The 20,123-nt window shown below is 72.7% G+C and carries 23 protein-coding genes; 9 read left to right on the plus strand and 14 right to left on the minus strand.

Features of this window, described 5'->3' with window-relative positions; genetic code table 11:
- The coding region (locus ACYVDO_RS19200; RefSeq protein ID WP_460938923.1) for an HNH endonuclease signature motif containing protein at positions 1-1,136 on the minus strand (1,136 nt) is incomplete at its 3' end.
- 57 nt (positions 1,137-1,193) lie between these two features.
- On the opposite strand from ACYVDO_RS19200, the gene ACYVDO_RS19205 reads away from it, so the two are divergent.
- Positions 1,194-1,340 (plus strand): hypothetical protein, encoded by a 147-nt coding sequence (locus ACYVDO_RS19205; RefSeq protein WP_460938925.1) that lies wholly within the window; start codon positions 1,194-1,196, stop codon positions 1,338-1,340.
- Positions 1,341-1,378: 38 nt separating this feature from the next.
- On the opposite strand, the gene ACYVDO_RS19210 is transcribed toward ACYVDO_RS19205, so the two are convergent.
- On the minus strand, positions 1,379-2,161 hold the full coding sequence (locus ACYVDO_RS19210) for a hypothetical protein (RefSeq protein WP_460938927.1): 783 nt from the start codon (positions 2,159-2,161) through the stop codon (positions 1,379-1,381).
- Between the two features lie 32 nt (positions 2,162-2,193).
- Here ACYVDO_RS19210 and ACYVDO_RS19215 point away from each other — a divergent pair, with 32 nt between their 5' ends.
- From ACYVDO_RS19215 to ACYVDO_RS19240, 6 genes are all read left to right on the plus strand, one after another.
- Positions 2,194-3,012, plus strand: a complete 819-nt coding sequence (locus ACYVDO_RS19215) for an ABC transporter ATP-binding protein (RefSeq protein WP_460938929.1) — start codon at positions 2,194-2,196, stop codon at positions 3,010-3,012.
- A 33-nt stretch (positions 3,013-3,045) separates the two neighbouring features.
- Complete coding sequence (locus tag ACYVDO_RS19220; RefSeq protein WP_460938931.1) at positions 3,046-3,525, plus strand: NfeD family protein; 480 nt, start codon at positions 3,046-3,048, stop codon at positions 3,523-3,525.
- 3 nt (positions 3,526-3,528) lie between these two features.
- The gene (locus ACYVDO_RS19225; RefSeq protein WP_460938933.1) at positions 3,529-4,743 is read left to right on the plus strand and encodes an SPFH domain-containing protein; all 1,215 of its coding nucleotides are present in this window, start codon (positions 3,529-3,531) and stop codon (positions 4,741-4,743) included.
- A 134-nt stretch (positions 4,744-4,877) separates the two neighbouring features.
- On the plus strand, positions 4,878-5,651 hold the full coding sequence (locus ACYVDO_RS19230; protein ID WP_460938935.1) for a sulfite exporter TauE/SafE family protein: 774 nt from the start codon (positions 4,878-4,880) through the stop codon (positions 5,649-5,651).
- Complete coding sequence (locus tag ACYVDO_RS19235; protein WP_460938937.1) at positions 5,651-6,370, plus strand: TSUP family transporter; 720 nt, start codon at positions 5,651-5,653, stop codon at positions 6,368-6,370. Before ACYVDO_RS19230 ends, ACYVDO_RS19235 begins: the two co-directional genes overlap by 1 nt.
- Positions 6,371-6,379: 9 nt before the next feature.
- Complete coding sequence (locus tag ACYVDO_RS19240) at positions 6,380-7,204, plus strand: TrmH family RNA methyltransferase (protein WP_460938939.1); 825 nt, start codon at positions 6,380-6,382, stop codon at positions 7,202-7,204.
- Positions 7,205-7,237: 33 nt separating this feature from the next.
- Here the strand turns inward: ACYVDO_RS19240 and ACYVDO_RS19245 are convergent, their stop codons facing one another.
- The 11 genes from ACYVDO_RS19245 to ACYVDO_RS19295 all read right to left on the minus strand — a co-directional run bounded on the left by ACYVDO_RS19245 (position 7,238) and on the right by ACYVDO_RS19295 (position 17,211).
- Positions 7,238-8,650 carry an ABC transporter substrate-binding protein gene (locus ACYVDO_RS19245; RefSeq protein ID WP_460938941.1) on the minus strand — a complete coding sequence of 471 codons (1,413 nt, stop codon included), beginning with the start codon at positions 8,648-8,650 and terminating at the stop codon, positions 7,238-7,240.
- Between the two features lie 36 nt (positions 8,651-8,686).
- Positions 8,687-9,514, minus strand: a complete 828-nt coding sequence (locus ACYVDO_RS19250; protein ID WP_460938943.1) for a carbohydrate ABC transporter permease — start codon at positions 9,512-9,514, stop codon at positions 8,687-8,689.
- A complete protein-coding gene (locus ACYVDO_RS19255; RefSeq protein WP_460938945.1) occupies positions 9,511-10,419 on the minus strand; it encodes a carbohydrate ABC transporter permease in 909 nt (302 codons plus the stop codon). The genes ACYVDO_RS19250 and ACYVDO_RS19255 overlap by 4 nt, the downstream gene beginning before the upstream one ends.
- A gap of 78 nt (positions 10,420-10,497) precedes the next feature.
- Entirely contained in the window at positions 10,498-10,878 is a 381-nt protein-coding gene (locus tag ACYVDO_RS19260) for a DUF3037 domain-containing protein (RefSeq protein WP_460938947.1), read from the minus strand.
- Positions 10,875-11,642, minus strand: a complete 768-nt coding sequence (locus ACYVDO_RS19265; RefSeq protein ID WP_460938949.1) for a HipA family kinase — start codon at positions 11,640-11,642, stop codon at positions 10,875-10,877. Before ACYVDO_RS19265 ends, ACYVDO_RS19260 begins: the two co-directional genes overlap by 4 nt.
- 48 nt (positions 11,643-11,690) lie before the next feature.
- Complete coding sequence (locus tag ACYVDO_RS19270; RefSeq protein ID WP_460938951.1) at positions 11,691-12,875, minus strand: MFS transporter; 1,185 nt, start codon at positions 12,873-12,875, stop codon at positions 11,691-11,693.
- Positions 12,876-12,911: 36 nt separating this feature from the next.
- Positions 12,912-13,379: a MarR family winged helix-turn-helix transcriptional regulator gene (locus tag ACYVDO_RS19275; protein ID WP_460938953.1), complete on the minus strand. Its 468-nt coding sequence runs from the start codon at positions 13,377-13,379 to the stop codon at positions 12,912-12,914.
- Positions 13,380-13,454: 75 nt separating this feature from the next.
- Entirely contained in the window at positions 13,455-14,990 is a 1,536-nt protein-coding gene (locus ACYVDO_RS19280; RefSeq protein WP_460938955.1) for an ATP-dependent DNA ligase, read from the minus strand.
- 68 nt (positions 14,991-15,058) lie between these two features.
- A complete protein-coding gene (gene ald, locus ACYVDO_RS19285) occupies positions 15,059-16,180 on the minus strand; it encodes an alanine dehydrogenase (protein WP_460938957.1) in 1,122 nt (373 codons plus the stop codon).
- Positions 16,181-16,337: 157 nt separating this feature from the next.
- On the minus strand, positions 16,338-16,520 hold the full coding sequence (locus ACYVDO_RS19290; RefSeq protein ID WP_460938959.1) for a hypothetical protein: 183 nt from the start codon (positions 16,518-16,520) through the stop codon (positions 16,338-16,340).
- Positions 16,521-16,647: 127 nt separating this feature from the next.
- On the minus strand, positions 16,648-17,211 hold the full coding sequence (locus ACYVDO_RS19295) for a flavodoxin family protein (protein ID WP_460938961.1): 564 nt from the start codon (positions 17,209-17,211) through the stop codon (positions 16,648-16,650).
- A gap of 103 nt (positions 17,212-17,314) precedes the next feature.
- On the opposite strand from ACYVDO_RS19295, the gene ACYVDO_RS19300 reads away from it, so the two are divergent.
- Positions 17,315-18,262, plus strand: coding sequence for a universal stress protein (locus tag ACYVDO_RS19300; protein ID WP_460938963.1), 948 nt, complete (start codon positions 17,315-17,317; stop codon positions 18,260-18,262).
- Between the two features lie 35 nt (positions 18,263-18,297).
- On the opposite strand, the gene ACYVDO_RS19305 is transcribed toward ACYVDO_RS19300, so the two are convergent.
- Complete coding sequence (locus tag ACYVDO_RS19305; RefSeq protein ID WP_460938965.1) at positions 18,298-19,212, minus strand: universal stress protein; 915 nt, start codon at positions 19,210-19,212, stop codon at positions 18,298-18,300.
- Between the two features lie 514 nt (positions 19,213-19,726).
- Here ACYVDO_RS19305 and ACYVDO_RS19310 point away from each other — a divergent pair.
- Complete coding sequence (locus tag ACYVDO_RS19310) at positions 19,727-19,939, plus strand: hypothetical protein (RefSeq protein WP_460938967.1); 213 nt, start codon at positions 19,727-19,729, stop codon at positions 19,937-19,939.
- Positions 19,940-20,123: the final 184 nt, after the last annotated feature.

The following is a 20,123-nucleotide window of genomic DNA, read 5'->3' on the forward strand; positions in this document are numbered from 1 at the left end:
TGGGGGCACAGGCTGACCTGGTTGGTCTCGTCGGTGGGGCCCCCGTCGGCCCAGGCGTGCAGGTGGTGGACCTCGACGAAGCGTGTCGCCGTGCACCCGGGGAAGCGGCAGCCGCGGTCGCGGTCCTGGATGAGGCGGCGGGTGCGGTCGGGGAGGATCCGCATGCTGCGCCCGACCGAGACGGGGCGGCCCTGGGTCTCCCAGACCGGCTGGACGACCCCGTCGCTGAGGAACCGGCCGAGCAGCCGCAGCGGGATGGCGTGACCGCCATTGACCCACGCGCCGTCGGTGGACAGGTGCAGGTAGACCCGGTAGTGCGACGCCCGGCTGGTGGAGGCGACCGACGCCAGGGACCGGTGGGCCAGCTCCTCCAGCGCATCCGCGTACGTCGGCAGGCCGGTCTGGCTCATCGCGCCCGGCCGCGCGGCGACAGGGCCGCCGGGCGTGGCGGCATCGTCGTCCTCGCCCGACGAGCCCCCTCGGCTGGCGGTGAAGAGCGCGTCTTTCGCCTCCTTGATGGCCTGCTCGACCAGCGCCCCCACCGTGGCCGGGGCGGAGTACCGCAGGTGGAACCGGCCGTCGGCGTCGTAGTGCATCGCCAGCTCCGGCTTCGCGCACGCCCGCCGCTCGGCCTGCGACTCTCCTGCCAGCGAGTCCCGCACCACCGTCAGCGGCCCCTCGGCAGGGCCGTCCTGGGCCGCGGACGGCATCCCGCCGGGCTGGTCGAACGCGTGCCGCGCGCACATCCGGCGCAGCTGCGGCACCGTCGCGTGCCGGGCCAGGTGGGCCATCGACGCCTGGTGCGTCACCGGGACCCGACGGGCCACGACCGCGACCTGGTCCAGCGACAGCTCGCCCGCATCCAGGGCGGCGGCGGCCTCGGGCAGCTCCTTCGTGCGCCGGGCCACCCGCACGACGTCGGCGGCGTGCTCGGGGGACAGTCCCGCCCGGACCACGAGGTAGTGCTCCGGCGACCGGAACCCGCCATCACCCCAGTGCTTGTCGTCGACCAGCTCGCGGGCCACCTCGACCAGCTCGGCCTGCGCCCTGTTGAGCCGCCCCGCCACCTGCGCCGTGCGCGCCCACAGCTCACGCTGCCGGGAGTCCCGGGCCTGTGCGAGCGGAGTGGGTGACATGCTCACATCGTACACCTGTTCGAACGGCGACGCCATGGTTGTCCCCAAGGAAATCCATTGCCGAGCAACGGAATTCGCGCCTTCGCCTGGCGCAGCCGGCGGTTCTGGGAGAAGCAGGGCTGGCGGCCCACCGGGCGCACCTCCCGGACGCTGTACCCGCCCCATCCCGTGCTGCTCGAGTACGGGCGCGAGCTTCGGCGGTAGGCGCGGCACCCACCCGGCACCTGCCCCGGTTCCTGCCCTCAGCCCGGGCGCCACCCGGCGATCACGGCGCAGGCCGCGTTGGTGGCGTCGGCCAGCGTCCGGTCCGCGCTGCGCTGCAGCCTCAGCAGCAGCGCGTGCCGCCGTCCGGCGTCGGTCGCGGTGAGCGCGCCGTCGCCGGCAGCCAGCGCGACGTCGACGATCTGGCCCACGGTGCCGGCCAACGCGATGACACGCGCCGCGCGACCCGGCATACCGGAGGGGAGCCCCCACCGCCCACCCAGGGCGGCGTCGGCGAGGTCACGAGCCGCCGAGCCGGCGAACGGTTGGCCGCCGAGGGCGTCGAACGCCGCGGTCGCCGTGAGCAGCTCCTCGCGCAGGTGCCGCTCGAGCTGTGAGGTGTCGAGCGCCTCGACCGTGTGCCGGGGGACCGGGGCGCTGTCGTATGCCGTCCAGTCCACCCGTGTGCCGGTATCGAGCCCGGTCTGCGCCGGGTCGCCAGCCGGGCGCCCGCCGTACGTGGACACCGACGGAACCAGCATCCCGCCGATGCCGGGCACGAAGACGCACTCGCCACTGTCCGCGGCCGCGCCCTGGGCCTCCACCATCGCCTTGGGTAGCCCGGCGAGGTCACCGGGCGCAGGCAGGGCGACGAGCAGCGCCTGCTCGCCGAGGTCGCGCCACAGCGCCAGCCGGTCGAGGTCGCCGGCGACGTGGTCGGCGTCCGGGGTAGCCAGCCGCATGGCGTCCTCGAGGCGGCCGCCGGTCGCCCACGCGTGCGTCGTCCACAACGCGAGGCGCACGGAGGCGGGGAGCTCGGGCATCTCGTCATGCTAAGCCGATAGGGTCCCGAGCCATGAGTGACGTCCTGGAGTTCGCCGGCGTCAGCGTCGTCCGTGGCTCGACCGTCCTGCTCGACGACATCACCTGGGAGGTCGAGGAGGGCCAGCGCTGGGTCGTCCTGGGGCCCAACGGGGCCGGCAAGACCACTCTGCTGCAGCTGGCGGCCGGCAGGATCCACCCCACCAGCGGAGTGGCGGGAGTGCTCGGCGAGGTCCTCGGCGCGGTCGACGTCTTCGAGCTCCGGCCCCGCATTGGCCTGGCCTCGGCCGCGCTGGCCGAGCGCATCCCCGCCCACGAGGCCGTCCACAACGTCGTCGTCACCGCCTCCTACGGAGTCGTCGGCCGCTGGCGCGAGGACTACGACACGCTGGACCACGTCCGGGCTTCCGAGCTGCTGGGCGCGCTCGGTGCCGAGCACCTCGCGGACCGCACCTTCGGCACCCTCTCCGAGGGCGAGCGCAAGCGCGTGCAGATCGCCCGCGCCCTCATGACCGACCCGGAGCTCATGCTCCTCGACGAGCCCGCCGCCGGACTCGACCTGGGTGGCCGCGAGGACCTGGTCCGACGGCTGGGCGAGCTCGCCGCGGACCTCGAGGCGCCGGCCCTCGTCCTGGTGACGCACCACGTCGAGGAGATCCCGCCGAACTTCACCGACGTGCTGCTGCTGCGCGAGGGCCGCATCGTGGCCCAGGGCCCGGTCGAGATCACCCTGACCGCGGCGAACCTGTCCGAGACGTTCGGCATGCCGCTCGAGCTCGAGCAACGGGGCGACCGCTGGACCGCCCGGCTGCGCACCGGCGCGGGAACGCCCGGTGGCGGCGAAGCGTCCTAGGGTTGTGCGCACTGCGTCGTCAGGAGGGGACGGATGAACTGGATCGGTGACAGCCCGTGGCTCGCGTGGCTGGGCGTGGCGTTGGTGCTGGGGGCGATCGAGGCCGCGACCGTGGACTTCGTCTTCATCATGCTGGCCGCCGGGGCGCTCGCCTCGGCGGTCGCCGCTGCGATGGGCGCCGGCTTCGCGCTGCAGATCGTCGTGGGCATCATCGTGGCCGTCGTGCTCCTGCTCGTCGTGCGGCCCTACCTCAAGCGGAAGTTCAACGAGAACTACGCAGCGGACACCATCGGGGCGCGGGGCCTCGTCGGCCGCACGGCCTACGTGCTGCAGACGGTGACCGACACCGAGGGGCGGGTGAAGCTGGGCGGCGAGACGTGGTCCGCCAGGGTCGCGGACGCGGCCGACCGGATCGCTCCGGGTGAGCAGGTGCGTGTGGTGTCGATCCAGGGGGCGACCGCCTTCGTGGACCGGGTGTCCGACCAGCACGTGTCGGACAAGACAGGGGAGTGACAAGTGGACTTCAGTGCAGGCTTCATCGTCCTGGTGCTGCTGGTCGTCTTCGCGGCGATCGTCATCATCAGGACGGTCCGGATCGTGCCGCAGCAGACGGCCCTGATCATCGAGCGGCTGGGGCGCTACTCGCGCACCCTGGAGGGCGGCATCCACTTCCTCGTGCCGTTCGTCGACAAGGTGCGCGCGAACGTCGACCTGCGTGAGCAGGTTGTCTCATTCCCCCCGCAGCCGGTGATCACCAGTGACAACCTCGTCGTCAACATCGACACGGTCATCTACTACTCCGTCATCGACGCCAAGTCGGCCGTCTACGAGATCGCCAACTTCATCCAGGGCATCGAGCAGCTCACGGTCACCACGCTGCGCAACGTCATCGGCTCGCTCGACCTCGAGCAGACGCTGACCAGCCGTGACCAGATCAACGCCCAGCTGCGCGGCGTCCTCGACGAGGCCACCGGCAAGTGGGGCATCCGCGTGAACCGCGTCGAGCTCAAGGCCATCGACCCGCCCATGTCGGTGCAGGAGTCGATGGAGAAGCAGATGAAGGCCGAGCGGGAGCGCCGCGCCCAGATCCTGTATGCCGAGGGCACCAAGCAGTCCGCGATCCTCACCGCCGAGGGTGAGAAGCAGAGCCAGATCCTGCGTGCAGAGGGCTCGGCCCAGGCCCGCATCCTCGAGGCTCAGGGCCAGGCCCGCGCCATCCAGCAGGTGTTCGACGCCATCCACCGCGGCAAGCCCACCCAGAAGCTGCTGGCGTACCAGTACCTCCAGGTGCTCCCGCAGATCGCCCGGGGCGACTCGAACAAGATGTGGATCATCCCCAGTGAGCTCACCGACGCCCTGCGCGGCATCGGCGGCGCCCTCGGTGCGACCGACAAGGGCAACGGCCCCGACGGTGGCGGCGAGGACGAGTGGGTGGACCCCGGCCAGCTCCAGGACGCGTTCGACGAGACGGTTCTCGAGGACCCGATGCAGGCCCTCGCCGAGGCGCGTGGCCTCGCGGGCAAGGCGAGCCAGGAGGCGACAGAGCACGCTGCGCCGGTCCAGCGGGTCCAGCCGTCGATCGGCCGCCCCGCCGACGCCGTGCCCGAGCGCGAGCCGGGCCCGGCGCCGGACGCGGCCCTCGACCCGGCGCCACAAACCGACCTGCCGACGGCGCCCCCCGTGCCGCCGACCCCACCGCCGGTGGAGGGCACGGAGCCGCCGCGCCCCTGACCCGGGTCCTGCTCGGTCCGTGTGCCGTGTGCCGCCCCTCGACCTCGCGTCGTGCGGGCGGCACACCGCTGTGAGGGTGGTCAGATGCGGGACACCGTGTCCGGTTCGTCCCGTCGGGTGGCTAGGGTGGCGAGGTGTCCGCCTTCGAAGCCCTCGGCATCCTCCTCGCGGGCATGGCCGCAGGGACCATCAACACCGTGGTCGGCTCCGGGACCCTGGTGACGTTCCCGACCCTGCTGTTCTTCGGCTACCCGCCGGTGGTCGCGAACGTCTCCAACACCGTCGGCCTCGTCGCCGGGGGAGTCACCGGGATCCACGGGTACCGCCACGAGCTCCGGGACTCGGGGGCCACGTTGCGCCGCCTCGGACCCGCCTCCCTGGTGGGCGGCGTGGTGGGTGCCGTGCTGCTGCTCGTCCTGCCCGCCAAGGCGTTCCAGGCCATCGTCCCGGTCCTCATCGCGCTCGGCCTCGTGCTCGTCATCCTCGGACCGCGGCTGCAGGCCCGGGCGCTCGCCCGGCACGAGGCCGGCATCCCACCGGCCCCGTGGCACGGCTCGGCGCTCGTCGGGGGCACGTTCGTCGCGGGGGTGTACGGCGGCTACTTCGGCGCGGCGCAGGGCGTGATCCTCATGGGCATCATGAGCGCCCTGTCGACCGACCCCATCCAGCGGCTCAACGGCTACAAGAACGTCCTGGCCACGATCGTGAACGCCGTCGCGGCCATCACCTTCATGGTCGTGGCCTGGGGCCGGATCAGCTGGCCCGCCGCGCTGCTCATCGGGATCGGCGCGTTCGCGGGCGGCATCATCGGGGCGCGCGTGGGCCGGCGGCTCCCGCCGCTGGTGCTGCGGTCGTTCATCGTCCTGGTCGGCGTCGTCGGGATCGTGAAGATCGTCTGGTTCAGCTGATGGACTGGGTCCCGGTGCTGCTGCTCGGCGCTGCCCTCTTCGCCGGGGCGTTCGTGCAGTCCTCGATCGGGTTCGGCATGGCCGTCGTGGCCGCACCCTTCGTCGTGGTGGCCGCGCCGGACCTCATGCCGGGCAGCCTGCTGGTCACGAGCTTCGCGCTGCCGGTGGTGCAGCTCCTGCACGGCGCCCGCGACATCGCCTGGCGGCCGCTCGGGTGGGCCCTGGGCGCACGGGCGCTGCTGACCCCGCTCGGGGTGCTGCTCGTGGCCGAGCTGTCGGTCCGGGCGATCTCGGTCGTGGTCGGGGTCCTCATCCTGGTCACCGTGGTGGCCTCCGTCTCGAGGCTGGACGTGCGCGCCACCCCGCCCAAGGCAGCCATGGCAGGGGCCGTCGCAGGCGTGTCGGGCACGGCGGCGTCGATCGGGGGCCCCTTCTTCGCGCTGGTGCTGCAGCACGAACGGCCCGAACGGCTGCGCTCCACCCTGTCGGCGTTCTTCCTCATCGGCACCGGCATGGCCATCGGCGGGCTCGCCCTGGCCGGCGAGTTCAGCCGGCACCAGCTGCTGTCCGGGCTCGTCTGGCTGCCCTTCCTGGGCCTGGGGTATGCCGCGGCCGCACCGGCGCGGGCGCGGCTGGACCGAGACCGCTTGCGCCGCATCGTGCTCGTCTTCTGCGTGGTCGCCGGCGTCAGTGTCATCGTCCGGGCCCTGGTGTCCTAGCCTGCCTGCGTGCCGACCCAGATCTCCCGTGCCGACGACGAGCGGCTCACCGACTACGTCGCCCTGACCGACGTGGCGCTGCGCCGGCGCACCGAGCCCGAGCGCGGGCTGTACATCGCCGAGTCCGAGAAGGTCATCCGCCGCGCGCTGGCGGCAGGGCACCATCCTCGCAGCTTCCTCATGGCGAGTCGGTGGCTCGAGGACCTCGCCGACGTGGTCGGGCAGGCGGAGGCCGACGGCGTCCCCGTCTTCGTCGGCAAGCACGACGTCATCGAGCAGCTCACCGGATTCCACCTGCACCGCGGCGCCCTCGCGGCCATGCAGCGGCCCGAGCTGCCCTCGCTGGCCTCGCTGCTGGCCGGCGCCCGCCGGGTCCTCGTCCTCGAGGACGTGGTGGACCACACCAACGTGGGTGCGGTGTTCCGGTCGGCCGCGGCTCTGGGGGTGGACGCCGTCCTGGTCACTCCGCGCTGCGCGGACCCGCTGTACCGCAGGGCGATCCGGGTCTCGATGGGCACGGTCTTCCAGGTGCCGTGGACTCGCATCGCGCCGTGGCCGGCCGCGATCGCCGACCTGCAGGCGCAGGGCTTCACCGTCGCGACGCTGGCCCTCGCCGACGACGCAGTGTCCCTCGACGAGCTGGCCGCCGCCCCACCGGAGCGCCTGGCCCTCGTGCTCGGCACGGAGGGCGACGGGCTGTCGCACCACACCCTCGAGGCCGCCGACCTGACCGTGACGATCCCGATGGCCGGCGGGGTGGACTCCCTGAACGTGGCTGCGGCGGGCGCAGTGGCCGCCTGGGCCCTGCGCCCGCCGCAGCGGCACCGTTCCTGACCCGGTCGTCGGTGCGACCGGGTCAGGGTCCGGCTACTTCGTGGAGTCGTTGTAGGTCTTGGCCTGCGCCGCCACCGCGTCGGCAGCCTTGGTCATGGCGGTCTTCGGGTCGGCTCCGTTGAGGGCCGACTCGAGGCCGTCCTCGGAGGCCTTGCGCGCCTGCGGCATGACACCGAGCAGGCAGCCCTGCGTGGCCGTCGTCAGCTTGGTCGCGTCGAGCTGCTGGACCGCGACGTCGAACAGCGGGTTCGCCTTGCGATACTCCACGTCGACCGGCTGGTTCAGGGCACCCTTGGAGTTCGGGAAGTAGCCGGTGCCCGTGTGCCAGGTGGCCTGGCTCTTCGGGCTGCTCAGGAACTTCACGAACTGCCAGGCGGCCTCCTTGTTGGCGTCCTTGTGGTTGACGCCGTTGATCCAGAGCGACGCACCGCCGATGATCGGGCCACCGGTGTCGCCGGCCTTGACGTGCGGGTAGTTGGTCGCGCCGAGCTCCCAGCCGCCCGCCTTGGCCGCCTGGCTGTAGCCACCGAGCTGCCCGGTCGACTCGAGGTTCATGGCAACCTGGCCAGACTTGAACGCTGCCTGGGCGGCCTTGGTGTCACGACCGGTGTTCGCGGCCAGACCGTCCTCGACCATCTTCTGCCACCACGAGACGACGGCCACGTCGGTGTCGGAGGCGAGGTTGACGCTGGTGGCGCGACCGTTGCGGCCGTTGCCGTTGTTGCAGTACTCCTGGCCGCTGGTGGCCATGAACTGCTCGAGCAGCCAGCCGTAGATCGCGGCACCGAAGCCGTAGTCCGCCGGGCCGCCCTTCTTCTTCGACAGCTTCTCCGCGGCGGCGCGGATCTCGTCGAGGTTCGTCGGCGGCTTGTTCGGGTCGAGCCCGGCCTTGGTGAACAGCGACTTGTTGATGTAGAGCAACGGCATCGAGGTGTTGAACGGCATCGAGTTCAGCTTCTTGTCGACCGAGTAGTAGCCGGTGATGTTCGGCTGCAGGTCGGAGACGTCCAGCTTGTCGCGGTCGATGAACGACTGCATGGGCACCGTCTGCTTGGCGTCGATCATGAACTGGGTGCCGATGTCGTAGATCTGGATGACGTCGGGCGTGGACTTGCTCTGGATCGCGGCCTTGTACTTCGTGATGGCGTCGTCGTACTTGCCGGCGTAGGTCGCCTTGACCTCGATCTTGCCCTTGTTCTGGTCGTTGAACTCCTTGACCAGCTGGGCCAGGACCTCGGCGTTCTTGCCGTCCATCGCGTGCCAGAACGACACGGTGGTGACGCCCTTGGCGTCCTTGAGGACGCCCGCCTTCGGGGCGTCGGCGCCGTCGGAGGCGGAGCTGCCGCCCCCACCACAGGCGGCGAGGACCAGGGACGTCGCGAGCAGGCCAGCGGGCACGGCATACCGGAGCCCCCTGGGTCGCGTCGTGGCTGTCTTGCTTCTCATCACGTCGACCACTCCTTGTTGCGGACTGACTGGGAACTACTTGACGGCACCCGCGGTGAGCCCGCGGACGATGAAGCGCTGCCCGAAGATCACGAGCAGCAGGGTCGGGAAGAGGGCGAGCATCACGCCGGCGAGCACCATGCCGGGGCTGTCGCTGTCGGAGGACTGGAGCTGGCTGATGCCGATCTGGATCGTCTGGTGGCGCGGGTCCTCCGTCGCCAGCAGCGGCCAGAAGTACATGTTCCACGCCGACAGGGCCGACCAGATGCCGAGCGCGGCGAGGCTCGGTCGGCTGAGCGGCGTGAGGATCGAGACCAGGAACCGCAGGTGCCCCGCCCCGTCGACCCGCGCGGCGTCGCGCAGCTCGGTCGGGAAGGACAGGAACGACTGCCGCATGAGGAACGTCCCGAACCCGGTGGCCAGGAACGGCAGGGCCAGCCCGGCGACGGTGTCCTTGAGTCCCAGGCCGGAGATGAGCAGGTAGTTCGGGATGATGATCGACTCGAACGGGATCATCATCGTCGCGAGGAACACCCCGAACCAGAACCCGCGCCAGCGCAGGGGCAGGAACACGAACGCGTACGCCGCGAGGACGCTCGTGACGAGCTGGCCCACCGTGATGGCCACGGTCTGCAGCACGCTCGTGAGGTACTGGCTGCCCAGCGGGATGATGTCGAGGGCCTTGCCGTAGTTGTCGAGGTGCAGGCCGTTCACCGGCCACAGGGCGGGCGGGAAGCTGTTGGTGTCGCGCTCACCCATGACCGAGCCGACGAGGCCGTAGTACACGGGGAACAGCACGACCACGATCATCAGCGCCAGGACGAGGTAGGTCGCCCAGGAGCCGGGTCGGCGGCCGGTCCTCATCGGTAGAACACCTTCCGCTCGAGCACGCCGAACTGCAGCGCGGTGATGACGAGGACGACGAGCAGCAGGACCATCGCCTGCGCGGAGGCGTAGCCGTAGTTCGAGTTGTTGTTGGCGAACGCCTGCTCGTAGATCGAGTAGACGAGCGTGGTGGTGCGTCCCTCGGGACCCCCGACGGTGAGGATCTTGATCTGGCCGAAGCTCTGCAGCGAGTGGATCGTGCCGACGACGACGAGGAAGAACAGCTGCGGCGTGATGAGCGGCATGATGATGGAGCGCTGCAGGCGCAGCCCCGACGCGCCGTCGAGCCGGGCGGCCTCGATGACGTCCTCCGGGAGGGCGCCGAGGCCGGCCGAGATGACCAGCAGGTTGTAGCCGATCTGCATCCAGACGGTGGCCGCGGAGACCGACCACAGGGCGAGGTCGGGGTCGGTGAGCCACCGGACCTTGTCGACGCCCACGTGCGACAGCAGCCCGTTGAGGACGCCGCTCGCGGGGTTGTAGAGGACGCCGAAGATGACCGAGGCGGTGGCGACGGAGAAGGCGAACGGCAGGGCGAAGGCCGTCCGGAAGAAGCGCACCGCGCGGATGCGGCTCTGCAGGAGCAGGCCGAGGAACAGCGCGATGGCGATGCTCGGCAGCACCGTGAGGACCGTGAAGGCGAAGGTCACCCACAGGACCTTGAGGAACTCCTCGTCAGTGAAGAGCTTGGTGTAGTTGACGAAGCCGACGAAGCCGCTGGCGTTGCCGAGGATGTCGGTGCCCTGGACCGACAGCAGGATGGACTTCACCAGCGGCCAGAAGACGAAGATGCCGAAGACGACGAGCGCCGGCAGCAGGTAGGCCAGCGCCAGCCACGAGCCCCTGCCCCGGCCCTTGCCGACGACGGCGGTGGGGACGGTCATGGCGCGACCCTATAGTCCGCATTGGGGCTTTGTTGCCCGCGCGTCCCGTGTCGTGGGGATTTGCCACCGATGGGCGGCTCAGGCCACGAGGCGGTCCAGCAGCGTCCGGAGGGTCGCGGCGGGGTCGGAGGTGAGTCCTCCGTGGACCGGTCCGGGCTGCACCACGGTGCTGCGGGGCGCGCTCAGCCAGCCGAACCGGCGCCCGAGCTCCCCGAGCGACGGGAGCCCACCGCCGGTCTCACCCCGGCAGACACGGCACACCGTCTCGAGGGAGGCCCCCACCGCACCGAGGTCGAGGCCGGGGGCGAAGGCCCGCAGCCGGTCCTCGTCCAGCCGCCAGGCGGCCTCGAGGTAGTCGGCCGTCTGGCTGTAGACGACGACGCCGACGTTGAGGAACTCCTCGCGCTGCACCTCGGGGACGCAGCGCAGGACGACGTACTGGTAGCCGACGGCGGTCATGCGGCACCTCCGGGGAGCCATGCGGCGGGGTTGGCGACCCGGGCGAGCAGGTGCTCACGGTAGGCCGCGCGGAGGTCCTCCGGGCCGGAGAGCCCCGGGGCCGGTTCGAGCCACTCGTCGGGGACGGCCGCGGTGACGTCGGCGAGCAATGCCTCGGTGACCTGCGGGGCCAGCCGCTCGTGCGCAGCCGTCGGGTCCGAGGCCACGTCGCGCAGGACGTGCTGGTCGGCGTCGTAGGCCTGGTCGGCGAACCGGGCCGGGTCCGCGCCGCGGCTGGGCCACCCGTGGTGGAAGTACAGCGCGGCGCCGTGGTCGATCAGCCAGGGCTCGCGGTGCCAGACCAGGAGGTTGGGGTTGCTCCAGGTCCGGTCGACGTTGGCCGTGAAGGCGTCGAGCCACAGGATGTCGGCAGCGGTGTCCGCCGCCGGGGGTCGCGACCCGTCGTACCCGAACGAGCCCGGCAGGAAGTCGACCCCGAGGTTGTGGCCGAGGCTGGCGGTGAGCAGGTCCTGCACCTCCTCGTCCGCCTCGTACTTGGCGATGGGGGCCTGCAGGTCGACGACGGCCAGCCGGGGGACGCGCATCCCCAGGGCCCGCGCCAGCTCACCGATCAGGACCTCGGCGACGAGCACCTTCAGCCCCTGCCCGGCACCGCGGAACTTCAGGACGTAGGTGCCCAGGTCGTCGGCCTCGACGATGCCGGGCAGCGAGCCGCCCTCCTTGAGGGGGGTGACGTACCGCGTCGCGGTGATGAACTCGAGCACGGCGCCAGCCTAGGGTGCGTGGCGCCGTGCTCGAGGTCGGTGGGCGGCTCAGGCGTCGCCGACGGTGACCGCCTCCGCCTCCAGCGGGCTGTCGATCGCCTCGGCGCCGTGGCCGGGCTGCGCGTCGACCGCCCTGAGGTACGGCAGGGCGGTGAGCAGCACGAGCACCGCGAGGACGACCGCGCCGGCACCGACCCAGAACGGGATGTTCGCGGCCCGCTCGCCCAGCGTGCCGGCGAGCCACGGCGCGACCGCGCCACCGCCGAACCGGACGAAGCTGTAGGCCGCGGACGCGACGCCGCGCTCGACGGGGGAGACCTTCATGACGGTCTCGGTAATGAGCGTGTTGTTCACGCCGAGGAACGCGCCGGCGAGGATGACGCCGACGACGAGCACCGGCTTGTGCTCGGCGCCCAGGGCCATGCCGGCCAGCACCAGGGCGAAGCCGAGCAGCGCTCCGACCACACCGGGCACCGTGCCGAACCGGCGCTGCAGCCGGGGGGCGACGACGACCGAGGTGAAGGCGAGCAACACGCCCCAGCCGAAGAAGACGAGGCCGACCTGGTGGGCACCCATGGCCAGCGGGAACGGCGTCCAGGCCAGGAGGGTGAAGAAGCCGAAGTTGTAGAGCAGGGCGGTGATACCCACGGTGAGCAGGCCGCGGTGGCCGAGGGCGCGCAGCGGTGCGCTGATGCTGCTGCGCTTCGCCGGGGCGGGGGTCGGGGGGAGGGTCGCGAGGATGGCGACGAGGGCGACGAGCATGAGGGCGGAGACGCCCCAGAAGGGCCAGCGCCACGAGTGGCCGCCGAGCCAGCCGCCCAGGAGGGGGCCGGTCGCGATGCCGACGCCCAGCGCGGCCTCGTACAGGATGATCGCCTGGCCCACCGAGCCGCGGGCCGCGTTGACGATGGTGGCCAGGGCCGTCGCGATGAACAGGGCGTTGCCCAGGCCCCAGACCGCACGGAAGGCGACGATGCCGTTGACGCTGTCCTGGGCCCCGGCGAGGCCGGCGCCGACGATGATGACGAGCAGGCCGATCAGCAGGGTTCGCTTGGCCCCGACGCGACTGGAGACCCAGCCGGTGCCGAGCATGGCGACGCCCATGACCGCCATGTAGCTCGTGAAGAGCAGCGAGACCTGGGACGCGCTGGCGCCGAGGTCGTCGGCGATGGGCTTGAGGATGGGGTCGACGAGACCGATGCCCATGAACGCGATGACGCAGGCGAAGGCCACGGACCAGACTGTCTTGGGTTGACGCCACATACGGGGTCAGGCTTCCTCTCGGGTGGGTGGTGCGGGGGAGTGGTGCGGGAGAGCGGCCCGCGCGAGCAGGTCCTCCAGGACGGCGACCGCATCGCGCAGCCGGTCCCGCTCGACCTCGTCGAGCGAGCCGAGCGTCGGTGCCAACACGGCCACGCGGGCCCGGCGCACGTCCGCGAGGGCCTCGTGGCCCGCGGCGGTGATCGAGACGAGGGTGGCCCGCGCGTCGGAGGGGTCTTGGTCGCGTCGCGCCCACCCCTGCGCCTCGAGCCGCTGGACGCCGGCGGTGGTCGTCGGCTGGCTGCTGTGGTCGATCTCGGCCAGCTCGCTGACGCGGCACGGGCCCCACTCGTCGAGCAGGGACAGCAGCCGGGCCTGGGCCACCGGGATGTCGAACGAGGCGTACCGCGACGCCCACCGGGTCAGACGGGCCGCGGCGCGCAGCAGGTCGTTCCCGGGGTCGTCATGGTTGCTCATGACAACCAGTTTACATAGGTAACCTATGCAATATCAAACGACCCGCCCCGGGCCTGGCCCGGGCAGCACCGGCCCTCAGCCCCGCAGGGCCCGCACGGTCTCGACGGTGTCGGCCTCCTCGGCCGTCTTGTCGTCGCGGTAGCGCAGCACCCGGGCGAACCGCAGCGCCATGCCGCCGGGGTAGCGGGAGGACGTCTGGATGCCGTCGAACGCGATCTCCACGACCTGCTCGGGCCGCACCGGCACGACCCAGCCGTCGGTGCCGTCGGTGGCGAGCTCGGTGAACCGCTCGGTCTGCCACTGCAGCATCTCGTCGGTCATGCCCTTGAACGTCTTGCCGAGCATGACGAAGCCGCCGGTCCCGGGGTCGCGGGCGCCGAGGTGGATGTTGGACAGCCACCCCTGGCGGCGGCCGCTGCCCCACTCGACCGCGAGCACGACGAGGTCGAGGGTGTGCCTGGGCTTGACCTTCACCCAGCCGGCGCCGCGACGTCCCGCGGCGTACGGGGCGTCGGTCGCCTTGAGCACCACGCCCTCGTGCCCGCCGGAGACCAGGCGGTGGAAGAACTCGCGGGCCTCCTCGTCCGACCCGGCCAGCACCCGGGGCACGAGCGTGTCCGCCGGCACGAGGCCGGCCAGCCGCTCCAGGCGCTCGGTGGCCGGCAGGTCGAGCAGGTCCTCACCGTCGACGTGGAGCAGGTCGAAGAAGTACGACGACACCGGCACCTGCGCCCGCAGGGTCTCCACGCTCGTGCTGCTCATGGTGCGCGACGCCGTCTCCTGGAAGGGCCGCGGCCTGCCCTGCTCGTCCAGCGCGATGGCCTCGCCGTCGACGACGACGCGCCCGGCCGGCAGCGCCCGAACGACCTCGACCACCTCGGGGAGGCGCTCGGTGATGTCGTCGAGCGAGCGGGTGAACAGGCGCACCTCGTCACCGTCCTTGTGGGCCTGCAGCCGTATGCCGTCGAGCTTGCCGTCCACGAACGCGCGGCCGTCCTCGCCCGCCACCTGTTCCCACCCGGCGTCCACGTCGGGGGCCGACGCGGCCAGCATCGGCCGGACCGGGCGCCCCACCTCCAGGCCGATCTCCTCGAGCGCCGGCACGCCCCCGGACAGCGCCGCGACGGCGACGGGCGCGGCATACCCCGCCAGCATGGTGGCCCGGCGTACGGCCGCCTCGGGCACCTCGGCGGCGGCAGCGATGGCCTGGAGCATGACCCCGTCGAGCGCGCCCTGGCGCACCTGACCGGTGATGAGGGCGCGGAGGTACTCCTGCTCGGGAGAGGTGAGCTGCCCGAAGAGGTCGGTCACCGCGGCCCGACGCTGCGCCGCGGAGCCGCTGCCCGACACGGAGGCCAGGCGGCTCAACGCCGCGTCGACCTCGCCGACCGTCGCGGTGGCCTCGACTGCCGGCTCGGGCAGGTCGGTCAGGCCGCGCCAGCTCACGCCGACCCGGCGCTGGGGCAGGACACCGGACAGGTAGGCGGCCACGGTGCCCGCCTCGTCGGGGCCGGCAGCCCGCAGGGCGTCCGCGACGGCGGCGGTCTTGGCCAGCCGGGACCGCGTGGCGGCAGCGGCGGTGGAGGCGGCGACGACGTCGGCGAACAGCACGTGCCGAGGCTAACCGCGCGGGCCGACAGCCGCCGGGGAGCCGAGGGCGGCCGGCCCCCCGACTGTCACTAGGCCTTGCCGAGGATCGTCTCGAGCTCGACCGACTCCAGGCCGTGTGCGTCGCCCACGGGTCCGTTGGTGACGGCGCCGTCGTGGGTGTTGAGGCCCAGGGCCAGCGGGTGGTTCTCGCGCAGCGCCTCGCGCCAGCCCCGGTCGGCCAGCTCCACGGCATACGGGAGCGTCACGTTGGTGAGGGCGTAGGTACTGGTGTGGGGCACGGCGCCGGGCATGTTGGCGACGCAGTAGAAGACCGAGCTGTGCACCTCGTACGTCGGGTCGTCGTGCGTCGTGGGCCGGGAGTCCTCGAAGCAGCCGCCCTGGTCGATCGAGATGTCGACGAGGACGGATCCGGGCTTCATCCGCGAGACCTGCTCGTTGGTGACGAGCTTCGGGGCCTTGGCGCCCGGGACGAGCACCGCGCCGATGACCAGGTCGGCGTCGCTGATGGCGCGCTCGATCTCGTAGGTGTTGGAGGCGACGGTCTGGCAGTGGCCCTGGTAGACGAAGTCGGCGTGCCGCAGCTTGGCGATGTCGCGGTCGAGCAGCAGCACCTCGGCCTGCATGCCCAGGGCGATGGCGGCGGCGTTCATGCCGGAGACACCGGCGCCGATGACGACGACCTTGGCGGCATAGACCCCGCTGACGCCGCCCATCAGGACGCCGCGACCACCCTGCGCGCGCATGAGGGTCTGCGCGCCGACCTGGGGGGCGAGCCGGCCCGCGACCTCGGACATGGGGGCCAGGAGGGGGAGGGTGCGGTCCGGCAGCTCGACCGTCTCGTAGGCGATGCCGGTCACCTTGCGGCGCAGGAGCTCCTCGGTGAGCGCCCTGTCCGCCGCGAGGTGCAGGTACGTGAAGAGCGTCTGGCCCTCGCGCATGCGCGCGTACTCCTCGGCCACCGGCTCCTTGACCTTGAGGACGAGGTCGCCCGTCTCCCAGACCTTGTCGGCGGTGTCGAGGATCGTGGCGCCCGCGCCGACGTAGTCCTCGTCGAGGATCGAGGAGCCGACGCCGGCTTCCTGCTCGACGTAGACCTCGTGCCCGTGCCGCACCAGCTCGTGGACGCCGGAGGGCGTGATGGCCACGCGGTACTCGTTGTTCTTGACCTCGCGGGGAATGCCGATCTTCATCGAGCTGCCTTCCTGGATCGCAGTGGTCCTCGAACAATGCAGGACTGCGGCCCATCTGCCAACCGCCGACGGGACGACGGCTGGGCCGCCCGCAGCCACAGGTCCCGGGCTCCGTGCGTGGAGGGCTCCGCCCGCGGGCGCGGGGGTCGCCGGACGCTCAGGAGGCGATGCTGCCGGAGTGCAGGAGGGCGCCGATGAGGGCGGTGCGCCAAGGGAGCGGGGCGCGGTCCGGCGTGCGACAGGACGCGCTGCCGCATTCGCAGACCCAGATCCAGCCCCGGGCGCCGCGCAGGACGCGGGGGTGGTGGCCCTGGGTGCGGTGCATGGTGCGAGTGCTCACGGTTCGACGGTAGGACGGCGCCGGGCCCGCCGGTCGCGGGCGCGCCGCAGGTCACCCGACCTCCCGGTGCGAAATGGTCCGAACGGGGGAGCAGCGGGCGAGTCGGGCGTCGGCACAGGGGTGCCGCTCAGCGCACCGTCTTGCCCAGACCCGGCCCGACGACGGCGCTCAGGGAGCGTCCCCAGTAGCGGGCCCGGTCGAGCTCGTGGGCGACGAGGGGCCCCATCGCGCCGGACACCCAGAACGACATGGGTGGCGCGGCCACGGCCCGGTGCTGGCGCCGGACCAGCGTCGCGGCCCGGCGCGCGGCCGAGCCCGGAACGCGGGGGCGGTTCACGCGAGTGTCGAAGAAGGCGAACGGGGGCGTGTGCCTCTCCTGGGCGAGTCCCTCGAGCCACTCACGGATCCCGCGCCTGCTCACGGGGGTGCCGTCCCCGAGCCGCTGCCTGGCGTCCTCTCGGGTGGACGGACGGCTCAGCCCGAACGCGTGGGTGGGCCCCCCGACGACGAGCAGGTCGACGCCGATCAGGTCAGGGGGCACGGCGTCGACGGGGTGCACCTCCACCCAGGCCCAGTCCCGCAGCCCCTCCGCGATCGCGTGGGCCACCTCCTTGGTGTTCCCGAACATGGACTCGTACACCACCCACACCGTGGTCATCTCGGCCTCCAGCCCCCGGCTCCTGCCGACCATGCTCGGCTCGCCACCCGGTGGGTGCTCAGGGTCCAAGGTCCCGGCCGGCGGCCAGGGACCTACGACCCGTGCGCGGGGTTCCCGGGTCGGCCACGGTGTGGTCATGGACCCGATCCGCCCCGTGGCCGTCGCCGTCGGAGAGTCCTCCCCCGGCCCGGTCGTCGTCGGCTACGACGGGTCCGCCGGGAGCCGTCGAGCCGTCGGGTGGGCCACGCGGGAGGCCTCGCACCGGAGGGTCCCGCTGCGGGTCGTCGTGGCGGCCGACGACACGGGAGTGCCCGGCGCGCACCGGACGGCGACCCGCAGGGCGCCGTTGCGCCCGGCGGACGCCGAGGAGGCACTCGCGGACGCCGTGGCCCTGGCGGAGGCCCACCAGCCGGGGGTGATCCGCGCCGGGGCCGTGCGCCGGGGGCAGCCCGGCGGGGTGCTCGTGGACCAGTCCCGGACCGCCCAGGTGCTGGTGGTCGGCTGCCGTGGACGCACCGGGCTGCCGGCGTCGGAGTCCTCGACCTCGATCATCACCGCCTCGCGCTCCGGCTGTCCCGTCGTGGTGGTGCGCGGGCGTCCCGACCCACGGCCCCGGGAGGCCGTGGTCGTCGGGGTCGCCGTCGGCCCCGAGACCATCGAGGGTCCGGTGCGGTATGCCGTGGAGCACGCCTCGCGAGAGGGTGCGCCGCTCGTGCTCGCGTGCGGCTGGGGGGACGGGGGCGGGACGACGCCCCGGATGCCGCGGCCCACCCCGGCGGACAGGGCAGGACCGCTCGCGACGGTCGTGCGTGACCTGCGGCACCAGGCGCAGGAGTCGCTCGACCGCGCGCTCGCCCTGGCGCAGCGCCTCGATCCCGGTCTCGAGATCCGGGGGGAGCTGGTCGACGCCCGCCCGGAGCGCGCCCTGGAGGGCCTGTCCTGGGGAGCCTCCCTGCTCGTCCTCGGCCGCGGCGGGACCGGACCGTTCCCCGGGCTGCCGCTCGGGCCGGTGACCCGTTCGCTGCTCGAGCACGCCGGGTGCCCCGTGGTCGTGCTGCCGGCCCCCGAGGCGCCCACGCGCTGAGTTGTGGCCGGGCGCTGAGGTCTCGGCTGGCCGCCTCACCCCTCGGTGGCGGCCCGGGGGCGGGGCCTGTCCTGCCCGTTGACGTCTCGGGCCGTCGAGGGGACGACGAGCAGGGGACGCGGGCTCAGGTGCAGCAGCCGGGTGCCCACCGAGCCGAGGAGCAGGCCGGCGAACCCGCCGCGCCCGCGACTGCCCACGACGAGCAGCTGGGCCTCGCGGGCCTCGTCGCAGAGCACCGGCACGGCCTGTCCGCGCACCAGGCGTGGTCGCACCTCCACGTCCGGGTACCGCTCCTGCCACCCGCTCAGCATCTCGGCCAGGACCACGTGCTGGGCGTCGGCGAGCTCTCCCCAGTCCCCGAACCACTCCGGCTCGGTGGCCAGGGGGTCGGGTGGCTCCCACCACCAGGCGTGCACAGCCAGGAGCGGGACCCCGCGGGCCGACGCCTCGGCGAAGGCGGTCTCGAGGGCCGGCTCCCCGTGCGGATCGGGGTCGACCCCGACCACGACGAAGCCCGCCGTGGGGGCGGCGGCCGCCGTGGGGACGACGAGGACGGGACACCGCGCGTGGGCCGCCACCTGCTGGGTCGTCGCCCCCAGGACCGCCGCCGGGAGGGCCCTGAGGTGCCCTGCCCCGACGACGACGCGGTACGCCTCGTGGCTGGCGTCGACGAGGGCCCGGGCGGCCCCGCCCACGACCGTCTCCGCGGTCACCGGGTGCTCGAGCCGCTCCTGCAGTCCCAGCCGCACCCGCTCCAGCCGCGCGGCCTGCTGATCGAGGAGCGCCGGCGTCCACGGGGCCACGCCCTGGCCGGTCGCGTTCACCAGGTGCACCCGGCGCCCGCTGCGCCGGGACGCGTCCACCGCGGCGTCGAGGACCGCCTCCACGGGGTGGTCGGCGTCGATCCCGACCACGATGCTGCCCCTGGGCGCCGCGGGGGAGCTGGTCATCGGGTCTCCTTCGTCCTACCCACCCTCCCCGGTACGGGAACCGCCGCCGCAGGGGCCAAGGTCCCGTGAGCGCCAGCGGCACCGGCTGGACGGCCTCGCAGGCGCAGGGAGCCGAACGGGCGACAGCGGTCGTGAACACACGGGACCAAGGTCCCTATGGCCCCACCGAAGCGTTCGGCCCAATGGTGGTGCGCCCCCGGTCACGAGGGCGATACCGACGGAGGATCCGACGCCGAGCGTGGGAAGCCGCGTTCACCGCCCTGGCCGGGGCGGGGTGCCGGGGGTGCTGTCGGTGCTGGGAGGTCGCGACGCCCGGCAGACGGGTCCCGGTCGGTCAGCCAGCCGGCCGGGGTCCCGCCCACCCGGGCTGCATGGCTCACCGAGCGGAATCCATCCTCCGCATGTCACAGGCCCCTTGGAGGCATTCGTGCTCCCCGTCCCCCAACCAGTGCTGTCCCTTCCCGTCCCAGCCCCTCCGCGGGGCATCGCCGTCGACCTCCGGTCCCCGCAGGGTGTGGTGATCCACCTCCTGCGCCAGGTGATGGAGCCGTCGTGGTCCCCCGGCCCCGCCGCGGAGGCGCTCCTGCAGGGGGTGGACGACGACCGGGTGCTGCGCCACGCTCGTGTGCTGCTGCGCATCGCCACGCGGGAACGCATCGTTCCCGCGCACGCCCGGGCCTTCGCCACCGTGACCATGGCCCTGCACCGGTTGGAGGACCGGTCATGACCACCCCGCGCAGCGCCCACGTGTCCTCCCGACCCGAGCCGGCGACGCACGCGCGTCGCCCCGTCCACCGTCCGGTCGGCCGGGTGCCCGATCGCGACGCCGGTGAACGTCCGGAAGGACTGGTCGCCCGCCTCGAAGGGATCCGCGACCGGCTGCGGGCGCTGCTGCCGATCGTCCACGACGA

This window comes from Phycicoccus ginsengisoli, from assembly GCF_054779295.1.

Bases quoted from the DNA above. Each gene is read 5' to 3' on its own strand.
- ACYVDO_RS19305 (WP_460938965.1), bottom strand. From the start codon at position 19,212: ATGACCAGCTCCCCCGCGGCGCCCAGGGGCAGCATCGTGGTCGGGATC.
- ald (WP_460938957.1), bottom strand. From the start codon at position 16,180: ATGAAGATCGGCATTCCCCGCGAGGTCAAGAACAACGAGTACCGCGTG.
- ACYVDO_RS19215 (WP_460938929.1), top strand. From the start codon at position 2,194: ATGAGTGACGTCCTGGAGTTCGCCGGCGTCAGCGTCGTCCGTGGCTCG.
- ACYVDO_RS19275 (WP_460938953.1), bottom strand. From the start codon at position 13,379: ATGAGCAACCATGACGACCCCGGGAACGACCTGCTGCGCGCCGCGGCC.
- ACYVDO_RS19250 (WP_460938943.1), bottom strand. From the start codon at position 9,514: ATGAGGACCGGCCGCCGACCCGGCTCCTGGGCGACCTACCTCGTCCTG.
- ACYVDO_RS19295 (WP_460938961.1), bottom strand. From the start codon at position 17,211: ATGGTCGGCAGGAGCCGGGGGCTGGAGGCCGAGATGACCACGGTGTGG.
- ACYVDO_RS19255 (WP_460938945.1), bottom strand. From the start codon at position 10,419: ATGACCGTCCCCACCGCCGTCGTCGGCAAGGGCCGGGGCAGGGGCTCG.
- ACYVDO_RS19260 (WP_460938947.1), bottom strand. From the start codon at position 10,878: ATGACCGCCGTCGGCTACCAGTACGTCGTCCTGCGCTGCGTCCCCGAG.
- ACYVDO_RS19300 (WP_460938963.1), top strand. From the start codon at position 17,315: ATGGACCCGATCCGCCCCGTGGCCGTCGCCGTCGGAGAGTCCTCCCCC.
- ACYVDO_RS19220 (WP_460938931.1), top strand. From the start codon at position 3,046: ATGAACTGGATCGGTGACAGCCCGTGGCTCGCGTGGCTGGGCGTGGCG.
- ACYVDO_RS19245 (WP_460938941.1), bottom strand. From the start codon at position 8,650: ATGAGAAGCAAGACAGCCACGACGCGACCCAGGGGGCTCCGGTATGCC.
- ACYVDO_RS19235 (WP_460938937.1), top strand. From the start codon at position 5,651: ATGGACTGGGTCCCGGTGCTGCTGCTCGGCGCTGCCCTCTTCGCCGGG.
- ACYVDO_RS19210 (WP_460938927.1), bottom strand. From the start codon at position 2,161: ATGCCCGAGCTCCCCGCCTCCGTGCGCCTCGCGTTGTGGACGACGCAC.